Origin of the sequence: Bacillus sp. GMs2/2, assembly GCF_050172095.1 — a bacterium.
In the GTDB taxonomy this organism is placed as follows: Bacteria; Bacillota; Bacilli; order Bacillales; family Bacillaceae_G; genus Bacillus_A; species Bacillus_A cereus.
Window position 1 is genome coordinate 29,430 of sequence record NZ_JBNLYE010000013.1, and the last position, 16,565, is coordinate 45,994.

A 16,565-nucleotide genomic window follows, 5' to 3' on the forward strand; every position below is an offset into this window, starting at 1 on the left:
TAGTACAGGACTAAGATTTTTTATATAACAGCTTACACACTTAGAATACTACTTTTTTACGAAAGTGAACGAAATAGTTGTGACATGTTTGTGAAATATTGAGCAAACTACTATATATATAGTGTTAACTTCATTTAAAAGTCTTTAAAATTAACCCTTTCCTTAATTGTATTTTTTTGGTATCCTTATATACGAGTCCTATTTTGTAATATAAGAACAATACCCATTGTAGAGCTGTAATACTCTTATCTCCTAATCTGTTATAGTTTTTATAACAGAACAAAAAAGTGTACACATGTTGTACACTTTTTTTGTTACTTCTATAAAACATCTCTTTTTCTATTGCCATCATAGAATCCGCCACGATTGTCTGTTAATGAAATTATTTGCTCTAGCCCCTCTATATGATCACCTATAATTCGAAGTACAGCTGGAGGGTGACCTATTTTTGCGAAATGTTCACTGGGACGAATACGGTTCATCTTATCAACCTCAACACGATATACACATGCAATTTCAAATCCAGACAGAAGAGCCTTCACTTGTGCTACACAAGGTGACAATAAAGATTTATACCCAATTGCTTTCAAACACTTTTGGCTAAATGCATTAGGTACCGCAATAAGTGAGCCTACCCCTAAATCCTTTCTATCACAAGCTAAATTTAGTGCATACTTAAATGCAGTTACAAGATGAAGCGGTACTCTTAAATCTAAATAATGATTTAAATCATTTAATGCGACGTCCTTTCCATCTGCTATAGCTTTTGCAAAAGGATATAGCTCACTCGCTGGAATAATAAAATCGCCGTCTATAAATAACACAATTTCTCCTTTTGCAAAATACGTTCCAAGTGAGCGCCCCACATCATTTCCGAGTGCTTCTTTATATACAATTGTCGTTGCCCCTTTGTCTTTTGCAATTTTTTTCGTTTTATCTGACGAACCATTTACGACAACGATAATTTCGAAGGGTTCAATTTTGCGAAGCTCTTCTATAACGTTTCCGATTGTTTTCTCTTCATCTTGTACGGGAATAACAACAGATAGTTGCTTTCCTTTATACAAATTAGATGTGACGCCCCATCCTTGATAAAACTCTTCAAAACTTAAAGTATGATAGACACTATCCCTTTTCCTATTTCCATCATAATATCCTCCGCGCTCATCACTGCTTAATATCCGTGCCGCTACTGCTTCTATATGATCACCTATCATTCTTTTTTCAGATTGGGAAAGATTTGTTCCATATGCAGCATGTTGGAATGGACGAAATTTATTTGGCGTAATAACGTCAATGGCGCAATGACGACTAATTCTCCATTTACTTTGAAGTAGGCGTAAATGAGCCACAATAGGATTAACAAAACATTCATATCCGATGCTTTGAACGACTTCTTTCGTCAGCGCATGAGGTACATCTAATAAAGAATTAATTTTTAATTCTTCACGCTCTAACATTGCATTTAATATTTGGCGCCATACTGTAATAGAAGTAGGTTTTTGCCTTTTTAAAAATAATGCATCCAAATTATTTAAAACTACATCTGCCTGATCGTATAAAATCGGATTAAGGAATAATTTTAATTTTGAAGTTTGAATAGCAAAATCACCATCTATAAATAGTAATACATCACCTATCGCATGTTTTGCGCCGACTGCACGTCCAACATCGTTCCCTAGTAGCTCTGTATGTTTGATTACTTTACACCCTAAACGATCTGCAACATCTTCTGTTCCATCATTACAACCGTTTGCTACTACAATAATTTCTACTGGATTTAATGGTCTTACCGATTGAATAACGTCTGAAATCGTATCGACCTCATTACATGCAGGAATAATAACAGATAATGACTTAGCCATTGTTTTGTTCACGAAACCACTTAATTGTTTCCTTCAATCCGTTTTCCCACGTTACTTTCGCCTGAAATTGAACAAGCTTTTTTAATTTTGTTACATCTGGTCTTCTATTTGGAATTTCTTCAAAACCATGAGGATATACTTCTTCAAAAGGCACTTGTACAATCTTCGAAGAAGAATTCGTTAATTTTTTAATTACTTCTGCTACTTCTTTTATACTCTGTTCATTCTCAGAACCTATATTAATAATCTCACCATTTACCTTCTCATCCATTGCCCGAATTGTTGCTTCTACCGCATCACTCACATACGTAAAACAACGTGTCTGCTTTCCATCTCCATATACGAGAATGTCTTCTCCTTGCAAAGCCGCACTAATAAATCGCGGGATTACCCCTGCATACGGACCATCTTTCGCTCTTGGACCATAAATATTAAAATATCGAACAATCGTTACCGGTAAACCTTCTAATGCGTATCCTAAACATAATGTCTCTTCCAACGTTTTACAAACTGCATAACTCCAACGAATTTTAGAAGTTGCCCCGTATAATCGATCTCCCTCTTCAGAGAAAGGCGGCTTGGCCTTACCATATACTTCTGAAGTAGAAGCAAAAACTACTTTCTTCTTTCCTTTTAACGCTGCTTGTAAAATATTTCTCGTCCCATCAAAATTCGTTTCTATGAGCTCTATACTTTTTTCCATTGTTGTTTTCACACCTAAAATTGCTGCTAAATGAAACACGACATCATGCTGATCTACTAATTCATAAATAGAATTTTTATCTAAAACACTTATTGGAATAACACGGATTTTTTTCATTAACTCTTCATGGTACTTATTTTTACCTTTATAAAAGTTATCCACAACAGTGACCTCATAACCTCTTCTCATCAACTCTTCAGCTAAATGCGACCCGATAAATCCGGCCCCACCTGTAATTAAACATTTCTTACTCATTTACTCACCTTCTTTACAATCCCGCGTGTATCTATTACTCGGTCCATTCCTTTAAAAAGCTTCCAATCAATATTAGAATGATCCGTTAAAATTAAAATACAATCCGCTTTTTTAACTTTTTCTTTATCTAAAGAAACAGATTGATACACCTTATCTCCAATTTCCGCGAAAGAAATATAAGGATCATGATATTCTATCTCGTATCCTTGATTTCTTAATAATTGAATAATCGGTAACGCTGGTGATTCTCTCAAATCATTTACATCTTTTTTATACGCAATCCCTACAATTAACACCGTTGCAGGTGATTGCACCACACTTTTTACTTTCCGGACCATTTTCTCTGGCATTTCTTCATTAATTATATGTGCTGCCTCAATTAATTGACTAATTGCCCCATTCTTTTTTATTCTCCATTGAAAATATAAAGGGTCTACTGGAATACAGTGTCCCCCTATCCCTGGCCCTGGCCAATATGGAGTAAACCCAAATGGTTTTGTAGATGCCGCTTCAATGGCCTCATAAAAATCAATGCCTAAACTTTCACATAGTGTGTTTAGTTCATTTACTAAAGAAATGTTAACTAAGCGCTGAATATTTTCAAATAGCTTACACATCTCTGCTACTTTCGGAGAGCTAACAGGTACAACTTCGTCAAAAATGGTACTATATAAATCCTGTACCTTTTGTCTACACTTTTCTGTTTGTCCACTAATAACTTTTGGAATAGCTTGAACTGAATATTGACTATTTGCTGGATCAATTCTCTCAGGCGAATATCCGATATAGAAATCTTCCCCTACCTTGTTACTATTTTGAGAAATAATAGGTAGGATGACTTCTTCAAGTGTGCCTGGGTATGTGGAGCTTTCAAAAATGAAGGTTTGTCCTTTTTGAAGGTTTTGTTGTATATAATGCGAAGCTGAAATGAGGGCACTTAAGTCTGGTTCTCTTTGTTCATTAATTGGAGTCGGGACAGTGACAATAACATAATCACTATTTTGAAAATCAGCAATGCCTTGATCTGGTGTATTTACTGTTAAAATTTTTTTCGTCAATAAACTTTGTAACTCTTTAGAAGAAACATCTGGAATATAACTTTCTCCTTTTATAATTGAGTCTATTTTTCTAATATCTTTATCTAATCCAAGTACTGTATGCCCTCTTTCTGCAAAATGTACCGCTAAAGGAAGGCCAACATACCCTAACCCAATAATAGCTACTTTACTACTATTCATTTGTATTCTCTTCTTCCCTTCTCAATTGTTGAATTACATCTCTATCTCTATCTCCATCTGTAAAACCACCACGTTCGTCCGTACGTTGTAATAAATACGTAACCGCCTCAAGTTGATCACCGAAAATACGATCAAACGCTGAAATACGCCCATTTACAAATTCGTGTTGCTCTGGACGTACTTGATTTGTTTTTATAACATCTACTAACTCTACTGTTGTAATAGAGAATCCTTCTAAAATAGCTTTCACTTGTGCTAATGGCGGAATGATAAGGGAGTCATATCCTATTTTCTCTATTACCTTCTTATGAATGGCATGTGGTACAGCAGTTAGTGAGTTATTCCATAAATCTGGTCTTTTCGCTACCAAATTCAAAAAGTATTTTCCCATACTAATTGGATCTGCTGGATGAAACATATCTAATAAGCATTGTAAATCATTTAACACCACGTCATTTCCATCTTCAACAGCATGTAAAAATGGAGTGAGTTTTTTTGCTGGAATAACAAAATCACCATCAACGAATAAACAAATATCTGCCGTAGCATGCATGGCCCCTATTGCTCGTGCTACATTATGTCCAAGCGCCTTCGTAAATTCAACTACAATAACATTCTCTAGCTTTGCCTGTTTAACAGTCTCAACACCTGCTCCATTCGCGACAACTATAATTTCATCTACACCTGCTTCTTTCACTTCTTGTATAACAGACCTTATAGTTATTTTTTCTTCTGATACCGGGATAATGGCACTATATTTCGCTTTTTTCTTTTGTAATAAAACTGGTTTATACTTTCCTACAAACGCTCTATCTCTATTGTCCTCTGAAAAACCACCGCGATTACCGTATGTTTCGATTACGTATTGTAAAGCACGCAAATGATCACCCATAATACGACTAGTCGCTTTCGGATAAGGCGAGCCAGGTGATGTGCCCGTATGGACAGGACGAACTTTATTTGTGTAAATGACATCAACTGAAGCCATATCAGAAATATCTACTCCTCTAGACATCGCCATCGCTTGAAATAATGCTGGATCTGCTAAATTCCACCACCCCAGTTTTTCAATCACTTTACGACTTATCGCATGTGGTATTGCAATTAAAGATCCTACAACAAACTCCTTCTTGTTCAAATAACGATTTAACATATATTTTCCAACCGTCGTATAATGCGGTCTCATCTTCAAATAAACGGACCATGTTAAATTATTTAAAACAATCTCATGTCCTTGCTGTATTCCTTTAATAAAATTGTATAATTCTTCACTTTTCATGACGATATCACCATCTAAAAATAAAACAATTTCACCTTTTGCTTCTCTAGCACCAATTGCCCGTCCCACATCATTACCAAGGGAATATCTATAATAAATTACACGGCAATTATGCTGTAGCGCTATTTCTTTCGTACCATCTGTCGATCCATTATCTACTATGATAATTTCATATGGTTCGAGCTTTCTTACTTCTACTAAAACTTTTGATAAAGTACTTGCTTCATTATGCACTGGAATAACAACTGACACTCTCATACTTGTATCACTCTTACCCTTCCAAGCGAACATAAGCAATAATAGGAATACGCACAACTACATCTTCTGGTGGTCCATAAGAAGGAGAAGTACGAACAATTACTGCCCCATCCGTCACAGATAAAAGAACGCCTGCAATGATTTCTACAGCTGTCACAACTTGCACTAGTTCCCCAACATGGTTACGTAATTCATCAGTAAATAACATATATAACGCTCCTTTCTTACGCTTCTTTAATTGATATAATACTTGTAAATGGTAATAAAACTTCTGTTCCTATTCCTTCTTGCAATGTTAAGAAGTCATCACCAACTGCTACAATAACGCCTGTTAACTGTCCCACTGTCACAGTAATTTCTACGTTTTTACCTAAATACTGCTCTGCAATTTCTTTAAAAGGTGATGTAGTACATTCTTTTAAAATGTTACAAATAATAGATTGAAATCTACTTGATTCAATAACTTCTTCAGTAGCTTGCTTAGAGTTTCTTTGGATAAATCTCGCGAAGTTTTGTGAAAATAAAAGTCTTTCCACAGCAGGTAATAACTTATTATCTAAAAAATATTCTAATTGCCTATTAAACACTCTCGATAATTTATGCCAATATTTTCTGAACAGACACATACACTTCTCCTCCTATTATTTTTAGATTATAAAATTTCACATCCATACATCTTAATGTATACAAAATAGATATTTTTGTGATAGGTAAGACATACATTTTCTAAAAGAAATATTTAGTTCAAGGCATAAAAAAAACTATCCAAAAGGATAGTTTCTTACACTTCAATATTCCGCAATATCGAATAAATGTCATTATTCACTTTACCAAATGATTTAATGTTATTTTGAATGTTAGATAATAAAACAACATATACACTACCATTTTTACTAAATCCGTTTAAGCAATTCCATCCTGGCATTACACCGTGATTCGAATAGCTTCCTGGGTCTACGTACCATCCAAACCCGTAATCCTTTTTTCCACCCGTAAACATTTGATCGTAACTCTCTTTTGAAATTAATTTACCAGAGAATAGTGCTTCGTTAAATAAATATAAATCATGCGCACTTGTGTATATATCACCACAACCATATAGTTGTGACATGCTCGGAATATTAGGTGTTGTCATATTATTATTTACTATTTTATAACCCGTTGATGGGAATCTTGTTTGTTCTAACGCTGTGCCAAAACCAGAATGTTTCATACCCGCAATAGCAAAAATATGTTGTTTAATATATTCTTCGAGCGACTGTCCACTTACCTTCTCGGCAATGTATGCAAGTATAGAGTAGTTCGAATCAGAATACTTCCACTTCTCTCCTGGACCACCAATACGCTTTTGATTTCCTATCCGCTTTATCAGTTCTTCATGAGAAATATCTTCTTTTCCCTGCTCATATTCGGGAATCCCTGATGTATGTGTTAATAGATGTTTTAGCTGAATACTATTACCTTGAGGAAAATTTGGAATATACTTTGCAACAGTATCTTCTACTTGTAATTTATTTTGATCTTTCAACTGCATAATAGCAGTTGCTACAAACGCCTTTGAAATAGAACCAATATAAAAAGTCGTCTCTGAATTATTCGGTACTTGCTGCTCTTTATTTGCCATACCGTATCCTTTATTCAAAAGAACTTTTCCATTCTTCACAATAACAGCCGTCCCACTAAAGCCTGCGTTTTTTAAATACTGGTCCAATTGAGCGTTTTCATTAATTTCTTGAGGTGGTCCTTCAGCAGGCTGTTCCGCAACTTGCGCTTGTTTCACTTGTTCTTCCTGCTCTTTTTGTTTTTGTTCTTCTTGCTTCTTTTTTTCTTCTACTTTCTTTTTTAGCTCTTCTTGTTTCTTCATTTCTGCTGCCGCTTTTAAAGTTTCTTCTTTCTTATTATGCGCAACAATTTTTGTATACATGAAATATACAAGTGATAATAGTAAGACGAGAATGATTGTTCTTTTTATGTATACAATCGGCCGACGTACTTTCCCATTCGCATTATTTTTTTCCTGATCCATAATTGCTTTTTTCCCCTTACTCACCAATAATTTAATTCCTCTATTAAAGATTTATTTTAGTAGATTATGGATAATCCATTCTATATCATCCCTACTTTATCACGCACTGCACATATTACCAACCTATATGTACAAAAAAGAAAAAGAAAATTTACAAAAGTAAGATTCCCGTTAAATTATTAACAAAAAAAGAGGATATCCTCTAAAAAATTGATGTTATCAATCTTTTTGGACATCCTCTTATCTCATTATTTATACGTGTTTTTTCATATCATCGGCAACAGATTCAACATTTGTACCTACGATAACTTGTACACTTGTATTACTTAATTTCATAACACCTTTTGCACCAGCACGTTTTAATGCTGCTTCATTTACTTGACCAGCATCTTTTACTTGTAAGCGTAGACGTGTTGCACAGTTATCAATAACTGTTAAGTTTTCTTTTCCGCCTAAAGCTGCTACGTAAGTTTCACCAATTGAACCTGCAACTGGTGCATCACCATCTTCAACTAACTCATCTTCATCTTCACGACCAGGAGTTTTTAAATCGAACTTCTTAATTAAGAAGTAGAATACTATGAAATAAATTGCTGCGTAAATTAAACCAATACCTGCTAGTAAGACTGGTTTTGTTGCAATACCGAAGTTTAAAGCGTAATCGATTGCACCGGCACTAAATGAGAAACCATCATGAATGCCAAGCGATGTTGTAATGAATAAAGAAAGACCTGTTAATACAGCATGAATACCATATAATACTGGTGATAAGAACATGAATGAGAATTCAATAGGCTCTGTAATACCAGTTAAGAATGAAGTTAATGCTAGACCAGCTAACATACCAGTAACTGCTTTACGCTTTTCTGGTTTAGCAGCTGCAATCATTGCGAAACATGCTGCTGGTAAACCGAACATCATAACTGGGAAGAAACCAGTCATAAACATACCTGCTGTTTTGTCACCTGCAAGGAAACGAGCAATATCACCATTAACAACATTACCTGCTGCATTTGTAAAGTCCCCAAATACAAACCAGAAGTATGTGTTCATTACGTGGTGTAAACCAATTGGGATTAATAAACGGTTTAATAAACCAAATAATCCTGAACCAATTGCACCTAAATTAACAATTCCATGAGCTAATGCATCAATACCATTTTGAATTGTTGGCCAAATTTGTGCAAATAGAATTCCTAATATCAGCATCACGACTGATGTAACAATTGGAACGAAACGTTTTCCAGCAAAGAAACCTAACCATTCTGGAAGTTTAATCTTATGGAATTTATTATAAAGAAGTCCTGCTATAACACCAACAATAATACCACCTAAGACTTTCATATCTACTTTAGTCGATAATTCAGCAGCCTTAGATACTTGTGTCATTGTATCCGCAAGCTTAGATGGATCTACATTTGCGCTATTACCTATTAAATCTTGGACTTTACTTAATTTACCTTGTAATTCAGCAGTTGAATACCCTTTGCTAAGTGCATCAATACTATTTTTCATAACAAGATAACCAATTGCACCTGCAAGACCTGCTGCACCACTACCATCCACTGAAAGACCGATTGCAATACCAATTGCAAAAATAAGTGCTAAGTTATCAAAAACTGCTGCGCCGGCCTGTGCCATAACAGGAATATCAAATACATCTGGTTGCCCTAAACGAAGCAATAATCCTGCTGCTGGTAGTACTGCGATCGGAAGCATTAAAGCTTTACCAATACGTTGTAAAAACTGCAACATTTTAATTCCCCCTAATCAAATTTATGAAATCGTTATCATTATAAGTACGCTTTAGAAAACGCTTTCTATTACATAACCATAATAACATATAGTTGTATAGATGTGTAGTTTTTATTTCTGAACTTTTTATGGATAAATCTCCTATTTCCAAACTGTTATATAAAAGGAAAATTCTCCTTTTTAAAATACAGAATACTCGAAACGAAAGACCTATTATAGCACATTGAACTTTCGTTTTATCATTCCACTTTTTCATGTTATTATTTATTTCCGAGCATATCGGGAAAAGTAAACTTAGTTAATTCAAAATAGGAGCGTTGGTACTATGCAGTGCATTGAAACAAACAACTTACAACAGTTGTTAGAACAAGTAAAACCATATACGAAAAAAGGAAAACTTGCTACTTATATCCCCGAACTAGGAAATGCAAATCCAGACGATTTAGGGATTGCCATTTTCCATAAAGAAACAGAATATATCCATGCAGGCAACTCACAAACACTATTTACTCTTCAAAGTATTTCCAAAGTAATTACACTTGCCCTTGCCCTTTTAGACCGTGGTGAAGAATATGTATTTTCTAAAGTTGGAATGGAACCAACGGGTGACCCATTTAATTCTATTATTAAGTTAGAAACGACAAGTCCATCCAAACCCCTTAATCCAATGATAAATGCAGGGGCTTTAGCTATTACAAGCATGCTAGCAGGAAAAGATAACGAGGAAAAAATGGAACGTATTCTTCATTTTGTACGTGAAATAACAGATAATCCTACTATTAATTATTCCTCTAAAGTTGCCGATTCAGAACTAGAGACAGCTTACCTAAACCGTTCACTTTGTTATTATATGAAACAAAACGGAATTATCGATTGTGATATTGAAGAACTTATGGATTTATATACTCGTCAATGCGCAGTTGAAGTAAACTGCATCGATTTAGCACGTATCGGCTTAATTTTTGCAATGGATGGATATGATCCATATAAGAAAAAACAAATTATCCCTAAGCATATTACAAAAATTTGCAAAACATTTATGGTCACATGTGGTATGTATAACGAATCTGGTGAATTTGCAATTCGTGTTGGTATTCCTGCAAAAAGTGGTGTAGCCGGTGGTATTTTTGGCTGCGTAAAAGGAGACATGGGAATCGGTATTTTCGGACCAGCTTTAGATGCAAACGGAAATAGTATTGCCGGTTTTAAAATTCTTGAACTTCTTTCTGCTCAAGAAGGTTGGAGCATTTTTTAATCGCGAGTTATCCTGCTATACTAGCAGGATTTTTTATTTCGCCAAAACCTCACTTTTGTCAGTTATCAATCCTCTTACAAAAACAGTGCTGAAAGTTTCTCTATATCATGCATATTTGTTCCCCCCTCCTGAATAATATAGTACAACCTAGCGCTATATGTGGAGGTGTGAAAGATGAAACTAATATTTCAAATGGGAAAACAACCTGTTCTTGAAAAAACAATCCTTCTTTTTATATTGAGTATTGTAGAAAGCTTGAAGTTAAAAGTTGTTTCACTCGACGAAGCTCACCGATACATATTCAATTTAGAAGTACTTGAATTATTAATGGATCGGAACATCGATGATCAAGTACTTGAACTTATTCATTTCGGGATGGGACTTGAAGACATTTATCATGTGCTTCCTGAAGAACTTGAGCATACGATTGAGGAATTAAAGTGGCTTTGCATTCAAGTATTAAGTGAGTACAGTATGCATGAAGAATCCGAACAATTAATTGAAGATATACGGTAAAAAAGCACCTATGTAGGTGCTTTTAATGTTTTTTTAAACTATTTTTATACGCCTCAATATTTACTGGTAGCTCTTCCTCTTCCAAAGTATGTTCATTTACATCTTTATGAATGAACGCACCTTTAGGTGGTTGATGATCATGCCCTTTTTTCTTATGATCAAATGCTTTCCCGCGTCCCATACAAATCCCCCTTTCTTAAAAGAAATCCGTATTAGTATGGAGAAAAGTACGTCGATATATGCAATCTCTTGCTGTATTTCCAAGGAAATACTCGAACCTTGTTTTCTACTCTCCTTACAACAACTGATCGATCCCAATAAGAATTAATAATAGTCCGGCGATAACTGTCGCCCATTTCCCTAAGTATTCTGCCAAAAATCGTTTTCCTACATACGCAAAACCACTAATACAAATAAAACTAAACACCCCAGAAATAGTCGCTGTAAGCCAAAGATTTAAATTTGTTACCCCTGCATCAAATCCACCTGCAATATTATTAATAGACAACGCAACTCCTAAAACAATTGCTTCTGAGAAACTAATTGTTTTAGAACCATCAAAATCTGCTTTTTCCGGATTACGTAAAATGCCCATAAGTACATTACCATCTTTAGAACCTGCAGTATTTTTTTGACCCAAGAAAGGCTGGCACAAAATAAACACACCGATTACCCCTAAAACGATTGCTCCAATCAGATTTGCTGTAAACTCTGAAATAAATAACGCAATCCAGTTTCCAAAAAATCCAGCTAGTAAAGTAAATAAAAATCCAAAGAATGCGATGATAAAATTGTTAAACCACGAAATACGAATTTTACGAATGCCATATGCAATTCCAACACCTGCATTATCTAAATTAGAAGCGATCCCGATTAAAAAAATTGAAAATAAGCCTACTGTACTCATAAATAGTCACCCCTTTTTCTCACTTTTCAATGCATATTATGAAAATGTTGAGCAACTGTGCCTGTCTGTTTCATATACTTGTAATAAATGCTCAATATTTTTTCAATACTAAAAAAGGAGTGCCTACACTATGGCTAATGAAAACCCGAATGATCGGCTTGGCAAATTAATAAAAAAACTTTTAAAAGAACGTGCCTTATCTATGCGCCAACTAGGAATACTTACAAATATTGATCCTGCAACAGTCTCAAGAATTATTAATGGCAAACAACCGCCAAAACAAAAACATCTACAAAAATTTGCAGAATGTCTTCAAGTTTCACCCCAATTGTTATTTGATGAAATGTACCCTGATTCTCCTCACATAAATAAAGAAAAAACAGATATGTACACATCTATTGATACCATTCAGCAAACGCTACAATCCTCTAACTTATTCGATTTCGATTACACTACAACTCGCGTAAAACAAGAACTCGAAAATTACGAACGCTACGCCCAGACAACAGAAGGCGAAAAACGTATTCATGACAGTTTCGCAAGTAAATTAGAGCAAATTGATAGTGCTGGTCCTTTTATTGAACAATTAACAGATATGTATCAACAATTTTGCAATGAAACCATTTCAAAAGAAGAACGTGCAGTTCTTGGGAGCGCATTACTGTATTTCATTTTATCGACAGATATTATTCCCGACTATCTCTTTCCAATTGGCTATTTAGATGATGCGATCGCCGTTGAATTAGCAAAAGAGAAATTACTTGAAATAAAACGAAAGACATAGCAAAATAAAGAACTATTTCAGTTGTTTATTTTCACCTCTGAAATAGTTCACTAAAAAATCGTACAAGTATACATACTCGTACGATTTTACTATACAAATCTATTTTTTCGTGTGGCACCATTCATATATAAATGCCGTTATTACTTTTGTAAATTCAATTAACTGTTCAATTTCAACTTTCTCATTTACAGAATGTGCTTCTTCTAATGTACCTGGTCCATATATAATCGCTGGAATATGAAACTCACTAAACCAACCGCCATCAGTTACCGTTGCAGACATATCTAAAATTGCATTTTTTGATAAAATAGACTCGTGTACTGAGCTAAGTTTTTTTACAGCTGCATGTTCCCTATCTACTTCTAATGAAGGGAAAATTTCACCACGATCTACAATCATTGATTCTCCGCCCCACTTAAATTGTGGCGGATTTTCGCTTAACCATGGATCGGCAGCTGCTACCTTTCCAATATATTCTTCAATTTCTTTTATTATTTGTTCATGTGTTTCGTTCGGATAGAAGTGCACGGTTATCCATAACTGGCACTCATCCGCAATAAACGCCGCATGCCTTCCCCCCTCAATAACAGCTGGATTAATTGTTGTTGTTCCAGATGGATAGCCTTCATATGTTTTCATGACTGCCCAGTGACGCTCTAATTCTTGTAAGCTCTGCACAATTTTCATCATTTTTTCAATCGCACTCGCTCCAAATAAACGTCCTCCAGCATGGATCATTTGTCTGCGCGTTGCATCATGAAACGTTTGCGGACTTTTCACTGTAATCCATCCAGTAATTACACCACCTTGCCCTTGCATATGTAAATCACTCGTATCCACTACGACTGCAAAGTCAGCATCGTAACCTCGCCTGCAGCATTGAAGTGTTCCTGCCTCTCCAACTTCTTCCCCTATTACTGATTGAAAGATTAAATCTCCAGGTAATTCAATACCAGCTTCTTGTAAAAGTTGAATGGCAAATAGCGCTCCAGCCAGCCCACCTTTCATATCTGCTGCGCCACGTCCAACTAACCAGCCATCTTTTATAAATGGATCAAATGGATCTGTTTCCCACGCCTCATCTGCTGACACTTCAGCTACATCCATATGACCATTAATAATAAGACTTTTATATGAGTCACTTTTTATTCCTTTTTTTACCCCAACAACGTTCGGATCATTCGGATATACATCCCATTTATTAATACTAAAATTTCGTTTTCTTAAAAACTCTGCAACAAATTCTTGCGCTTCATTTGTATTTCTCGCTGGCGGTGCTGGTGTTTCAAAACGAATTAATGTTTTTGTAAGTTCTAACAATTCCTCTTTCCTTGAATCTATTTGTTTTAACAACTGCGAAATTTCTCGATTCATCGCTAATTCCCCTTTGCATACATAGTATGTTTCCAGCTTTATTTTCACAAAAAAAGAGACTGTTTACAATTTTACAGTCTCCTAATTGATCACTATTATAAACTCTCTACTTCCGTTGTATTTGTCTTTTCAATATGCTCTACATTACTTCCCTTATTTCTTGTAGCACGATAAAACAGTAAACAAACAATCATAAATGGAATACCACAATACAATGCCATTCTTTGTTCTGGAATAAAGGCCATGCCAACGATTACTGTTACATTTAATACTAACGCAAGCAGTGGTACGAATGGATACAGCGGTGTTTTAAATTTCAGGTCTTTCACATCCCCGCCCTGCTTTATGTATGACCTTCTAGCTAATAAGTTAGATAGAGCAATAGATGCCCAAACTAGTATCGCTCCAAATCCAGCGATAGAAAGCAGCCATAAATAAACTGTATCTTCCGCATAAATACCTGATAATAATGAGAGACAACCTACAATTGTGCTTACAATCAATGCATAAATAGGAACACCGTTTTTAGATAACTTACCAAAAATCGGACTAATCATTCCTTGATTAGACATAGACCATAGCATACGAGAAGTTGCATATAATCCTGAATTCGCAACGGATAGTACTGCTGTAATAATAACGAAATTTATAATATCGGCTGCATAAGGAATACCAATTTTATCAAATACAACTACAAATGGACTTTCTATTACTCCTGCTTGCTGCCAAGGGAATAGTCCAGCAAGAATAAAAATAGATAGTACAAAGAAAACAAGTATACGCCAAACTGTATTGTTAATTGCCTTCGGGATCGTTTTCTCTGGATTTTCACTCTCACCTGCTGCAATACCAACTAGTTCTGTTCCTTGGAAAGAAAAATTAACTGCAATCATCGTAATTAAAATGGCTGATAATCCATTCGGAAACAGTCCCCCGTAATCAGTAAAGCTAGAGAACATCGGTGCTGGTTCATTTCCTTTCATATCTAGAAAACCAAACATTGCCGCCCCGCCTAAAATAATAAATGCAATAATTGTAATTACTTTAATACTTGCAAACCAAAATTCCACTTCCGCAAAACTTCTTGAAGATAACGCATTAATAGCAAAGAGCAGTACCGCGAACACTACACACCAAATCCATGACGGTACATCAGGAAACCAACGTTTCATCAAAATACTAACTGCAATTAATTCAATACCTATCGTAGCAGACCAGTTTAACCATGACATCCATCCCACTACATAACCTGCTGCAGGGGAAATATGCTTTGTCGCATACGTTTGATAAGACCCTGCGTCAGGCATCGCAACAGCTAATTCTCCAAGACAGAGCATCGTTAAATACATTACAAATCCACCGACAAGATACGCTACAATTGCTCCTCCAGGTCCAGCCTCATGAATCGTATAACCTGACCCTAAAAAAAGTCCTGTACCAATAACTCCACCGAGTGCAATCATAAATATGTGCCTACTTTTCAATTCTCTTTTTAATCCTTGGTTTTGATCCATCATATAAATCCCCCCTTTTCACTTTGCCAACCCATTTAATGTAAGCGTTTTTAAAAGTATTCATTGTAAAAATAATGATTGAAAAGAGCAAAAATACACGTCACTTACATTAATCACTGCCTGTTACTAAAAGGTCATCCCTTACTGTTATTAATAATTTTTGATCAGCAATAGCTTGTCCTTCTACTACTTCTAATGATTCAATATAACCACTGATCCCTATCTTAATTTCTACTTTCTGTTTATCTATTGTTTCAATTAACGCTAATTTCTCCCACTCGTATACGTAAGAACTTTCCGTAACAAATAACTTCTCTACTTTTCCATAACAAGGACTATACACACCTTCTATAACTGTCTTCACTTTATAAATTCCTCCCTCTTATTAATTGACACCAAAACGTTGTATATCCTGTAAAAATTCATATTCTCCCCTCTAGAGATTTCGAATATTATTTATGCAAAATACGTACCAAGTCTCTAATTCATATATTAAATGAGAGTTTCATACAAAAAAATGTGCACAACCGCAAAATTTTTCGATCATTTAAAAAGTTTTAAACGAAAAATAGCAAAATTTTTTTGCGATTTTATAAGAATTTTAATAAAATTATAAAAAGTCAGTCTTCATAGGGTAAAATGAGGAGAAGATGTTACATGCATACAGAAGAAATTAATTTCAAACAACTTATTGAAATGAATATGCTATATGAAACTTTAATCAATGAACTCGATATCGGGATTCATATTATTAATGAGGAAAGTAAAACGATTGTCTATAACCGCAAAATGATGGAAATTGAATCAATGGAACGCTCAGATGTATTATATAAAAG

Annotated in this window: 17 protein-coding genes and 2 pseudogenes; 4 read left to right on the plus strand and 15 right to left on the minus strand. The window is 35.0% G+C overall.

What is annotated here, in order from left to right; translation table 11 throughout:
- Window positions 1-130: 130 nt before the first annotated feature.
- The 10 genes and pseudogenes from ACQGS6_RS04125 to ACQGS6_RS04170 form a co-directional block, all read right to left on the minus strand.
- A complete protein-coding gene (locus ACQGS6_RS04125) occupies window positions 131-352 on the minus strand; it encodes a hypothetical protein (protein WP_002094217.1) in 222 nt (73 codons plus the stop codon).
- Window positions 321-1,865, minus strand: coding sequence for a glycosyltransferase family 2 protein (locus tag ACQGS6_RS04130; RefSeq protein ID WP_002100715.1), 1,545 nt, complete (start codon window positions 1,863-1,865; stop codon window positions 321-323). The genes ACQGS6_RS04125 and ACQGS6_RS04130 overlap by 32 nt, the downstream gene beginning before the upstream one ends.
- Window positions 1,858-2,823 (minus strand): NAD-dependent epimerase/dehydratase family protein, encoded by a 966-nt coding sequence (locus ACQGS6_RS04135; RefSeq protein WP_000037016.1) that lies wholly within the window; start codon window positions 2,821-2,823, stop codon window positions 1,858-1,860. Before ACQGS6_RS04135 ends, ACQGS6_RS04130 begins: the two co-directional genes overlap by 8 nt.
- Window positions 2,820-4,061, minus strand: coding sequence for a nucleotide sugar dehydrogenase (locus ACQGS6_RS04140; RefSeq protein ID WP_001088920.1), 1,242 nt, complete (start codon window positions 4,059-4,061; stop codon window positions 2,820-2,822). The genes ACQGS6_RS04135 and ACQGS6_RS04140 overlap by 4 nt, the downstream gene beginning before the upstream one ends.
- Window positions 4,054-5,598, minus strand: coding sequence for a glycosyltransferase family 2 protein (locus ACQGS6_RS04145; RefSeq protein WP_426964893.1), 1,545 nt, complete (start codon window positions 5,596-5,598; stop codon window positions 4,054-4,056). Before ACQGS6_RS04145 ends, ACQGS6_RS04140 begins: the two co-directional genes overlap by 8 nt.
- A gap of 13 nt (window positions 5,599-5,611) precedes the next feature.
- On the minus strand, window positions 5,612-5,806 hold the full coding sequence (locus ACQGS6_RS04150) for a hypothetical protein (protein WP_000899469.1): 195 nt from the start codon (window positions 5,804-5,806) through the stop codon (window positions 5,612-5,614).
- Window positions 5,807-5,822: 16 nt separating this feature from the next.
- A complete protein-coding gene (locus ACQGS6_RS04155; protein ID WP_000335545.1) occupies window positions 5,823-6,224 on the minus strand; it encodes a hypothetical protein in 402 nt (133 codons plus the stop codon).
- Window positions 6,225-6,379: 155 nt separating this feature from the next.
- Complete coding sequence (locus tag ACQGS6_RS04160) at window positions 6,380-7,624, minus strand: serine hydrolase domain-containing protein (protein WP_069605183.1); 1,245 nt, start codon at window positions 7,622-7,624, stop codon at window positions 6,380-6,382.
- A gap of 252 nt (window positions 7,625-7,876) precedes the next feature.
- Window positions 7,877-9,379, minus strand: a complete 1,503-nt coding sequence (gene nagE / locus ACQGS6_RS04165) for an N-acetylglucosamine-specific PTS transporter subunit IIBC (RefSeq protein WP_426964892.1) — start codon at window positions 9,377-9,379, stop codon at window positions 7,877-7,879.
- A gap of 141 nt (window positions 9,380-9,520) precedes the next feature.
- A pseudogene (locus ACQGS6_RS04170) lies at window positions 9,521-9,635 on the minus strand (transcriptional regulator).
- A gap of 69 nt (window positions 9,636-9,704) precedes the next feature.
- On the opposite strand from ACQGS6_RS04170, the gene glsA reads away from it, so the two are divergent.
- Both glsA and ACQGS6_RS04180 read left to right on the plus strand, forming a co-directional pair.
- Window positions 9,705-10,634: a glutaminase A gene (gene glsA / locus ACQGS6_RS04175; protein ID WP_001149850.1), complete on the plus strand. Its 930-nt coding sequence runs from the start codon at window positions 9,705-9,707 to the stop codon at window positions 10,632-10,634.
- Window positions 10,635-10,808: 174 nt separating this feature from the next.
- On the plus strand, window positions 10,809-11,150 hold the full coding sequence (locus tag ACQGS6_RS04180) for a DUF3969 family protein (RefSeq protein ID WP_000766604.1): 342 nt from the start codon (window positions 10,809-10,811) through the stop codon (window positions 11,148-11,150).
- 22 nt (window positions 11,151-11,172) lie between these two features.
- On the opposite strand, the gene ACQGS6_RS04185 is transcribed toward ACQGS6_RS04180, so the two are convergent.
- On the minus strand, window positions 11,173-11,331 hold the full coding sequence (locus ACQGS6_RS04185; RefSeq protein ID WP_000532409.1) for a hypothetical protein: 159 nt from the start codon (window positions 11,329-11,331) through the stop codon (window positions 11,173-11,175).
- A 114-nt stretch (window positions 11,332-11,445) separates the two neighbouring features.
- Window positions 11,446-12,057 carry a sporulation membrane protein YtaF gene (ytaF, locus tag ACQGS6_RS04190; RefSeq protein ID WP_000108731.1) on the minus strand — a complete coding sequence of 204 codons (612 nt, stop codon included), beginning with the start codon at window positions 12,055-12,057 and terminating at the stop codon, window positions 11,446-11,448.
- Window positions 12,058-12,187: 130 nt separating this feature from the next.
- On the opposite strand from ytaF, the gene ACQGS6_RS04195 reads away from it, so the two are divergent.
- Complete coding sequence (locus ACQGS6_RS04195) at window positions 12,188-12,841, plus strand: DUF1232 domain-containing protein (protein WP_001262779.1); 654 nt, start codon at window positions 12,188-12,190, stop codon at window positions 12,839-12,841.
- A gap of 99 nt (window positions 12,842-12,940) precedes the next feature.
- Here the strand turns inward: ACQGS6_RS04195 and ACQGS6_RS04200 are convergent, their stop codons facing one another.
- From ACQGS6_RS04200 to ACQGS6_RS04210, 3 genes are all read right to left on the minus strand, one after another.
- A complete protein-coding gene (locus ACQGS6_RS04200; RefSeq protein WP_001078357.1) occupies window positions 12,941-14,215 on the minus strand; it encodes an acetylornithine deacetylase in 1,275 nt (424 codons plus the stop codon).
- A 95-nt stretch (window positions 14,216-14,310) separates the two neighbouring features.
- Window positions 14,311-15,732 carry an amino acid permease gene (locus ACQGS6_RS04205; RefSeq protein WP_000969250.1) on the minus strand — a complete coding sequence of 474 codons (1,422 nt, stop codon included), beginning with the start codon at window positions 15,730-15,732 and terminating at the stop codon, window positions 14,311-14,313.
- A gap of 106 nt (window positions 15,733-15,838) precedes the next feature.
- Entirely contained in the window at window positions 15,839-16,093 is a 255-nt protein-coding gene (locus tag ACQGS6_RS04210) for a biotin/lipoyl-containing protein (protein ID WP_000859489.1), read from the minus strand.
- 293 nt (window positions 16,094-16,386) lie between these two features.
- Between ACQGS6_RS04210 and ACQGS6_RS04215 the strand changes: the two are divergent.
- Window positions 16,387-16,565, plus strand: a pseudogene (locus ACQGS6_RS04215) (AAA family ATPase); the annotation flags it as partial.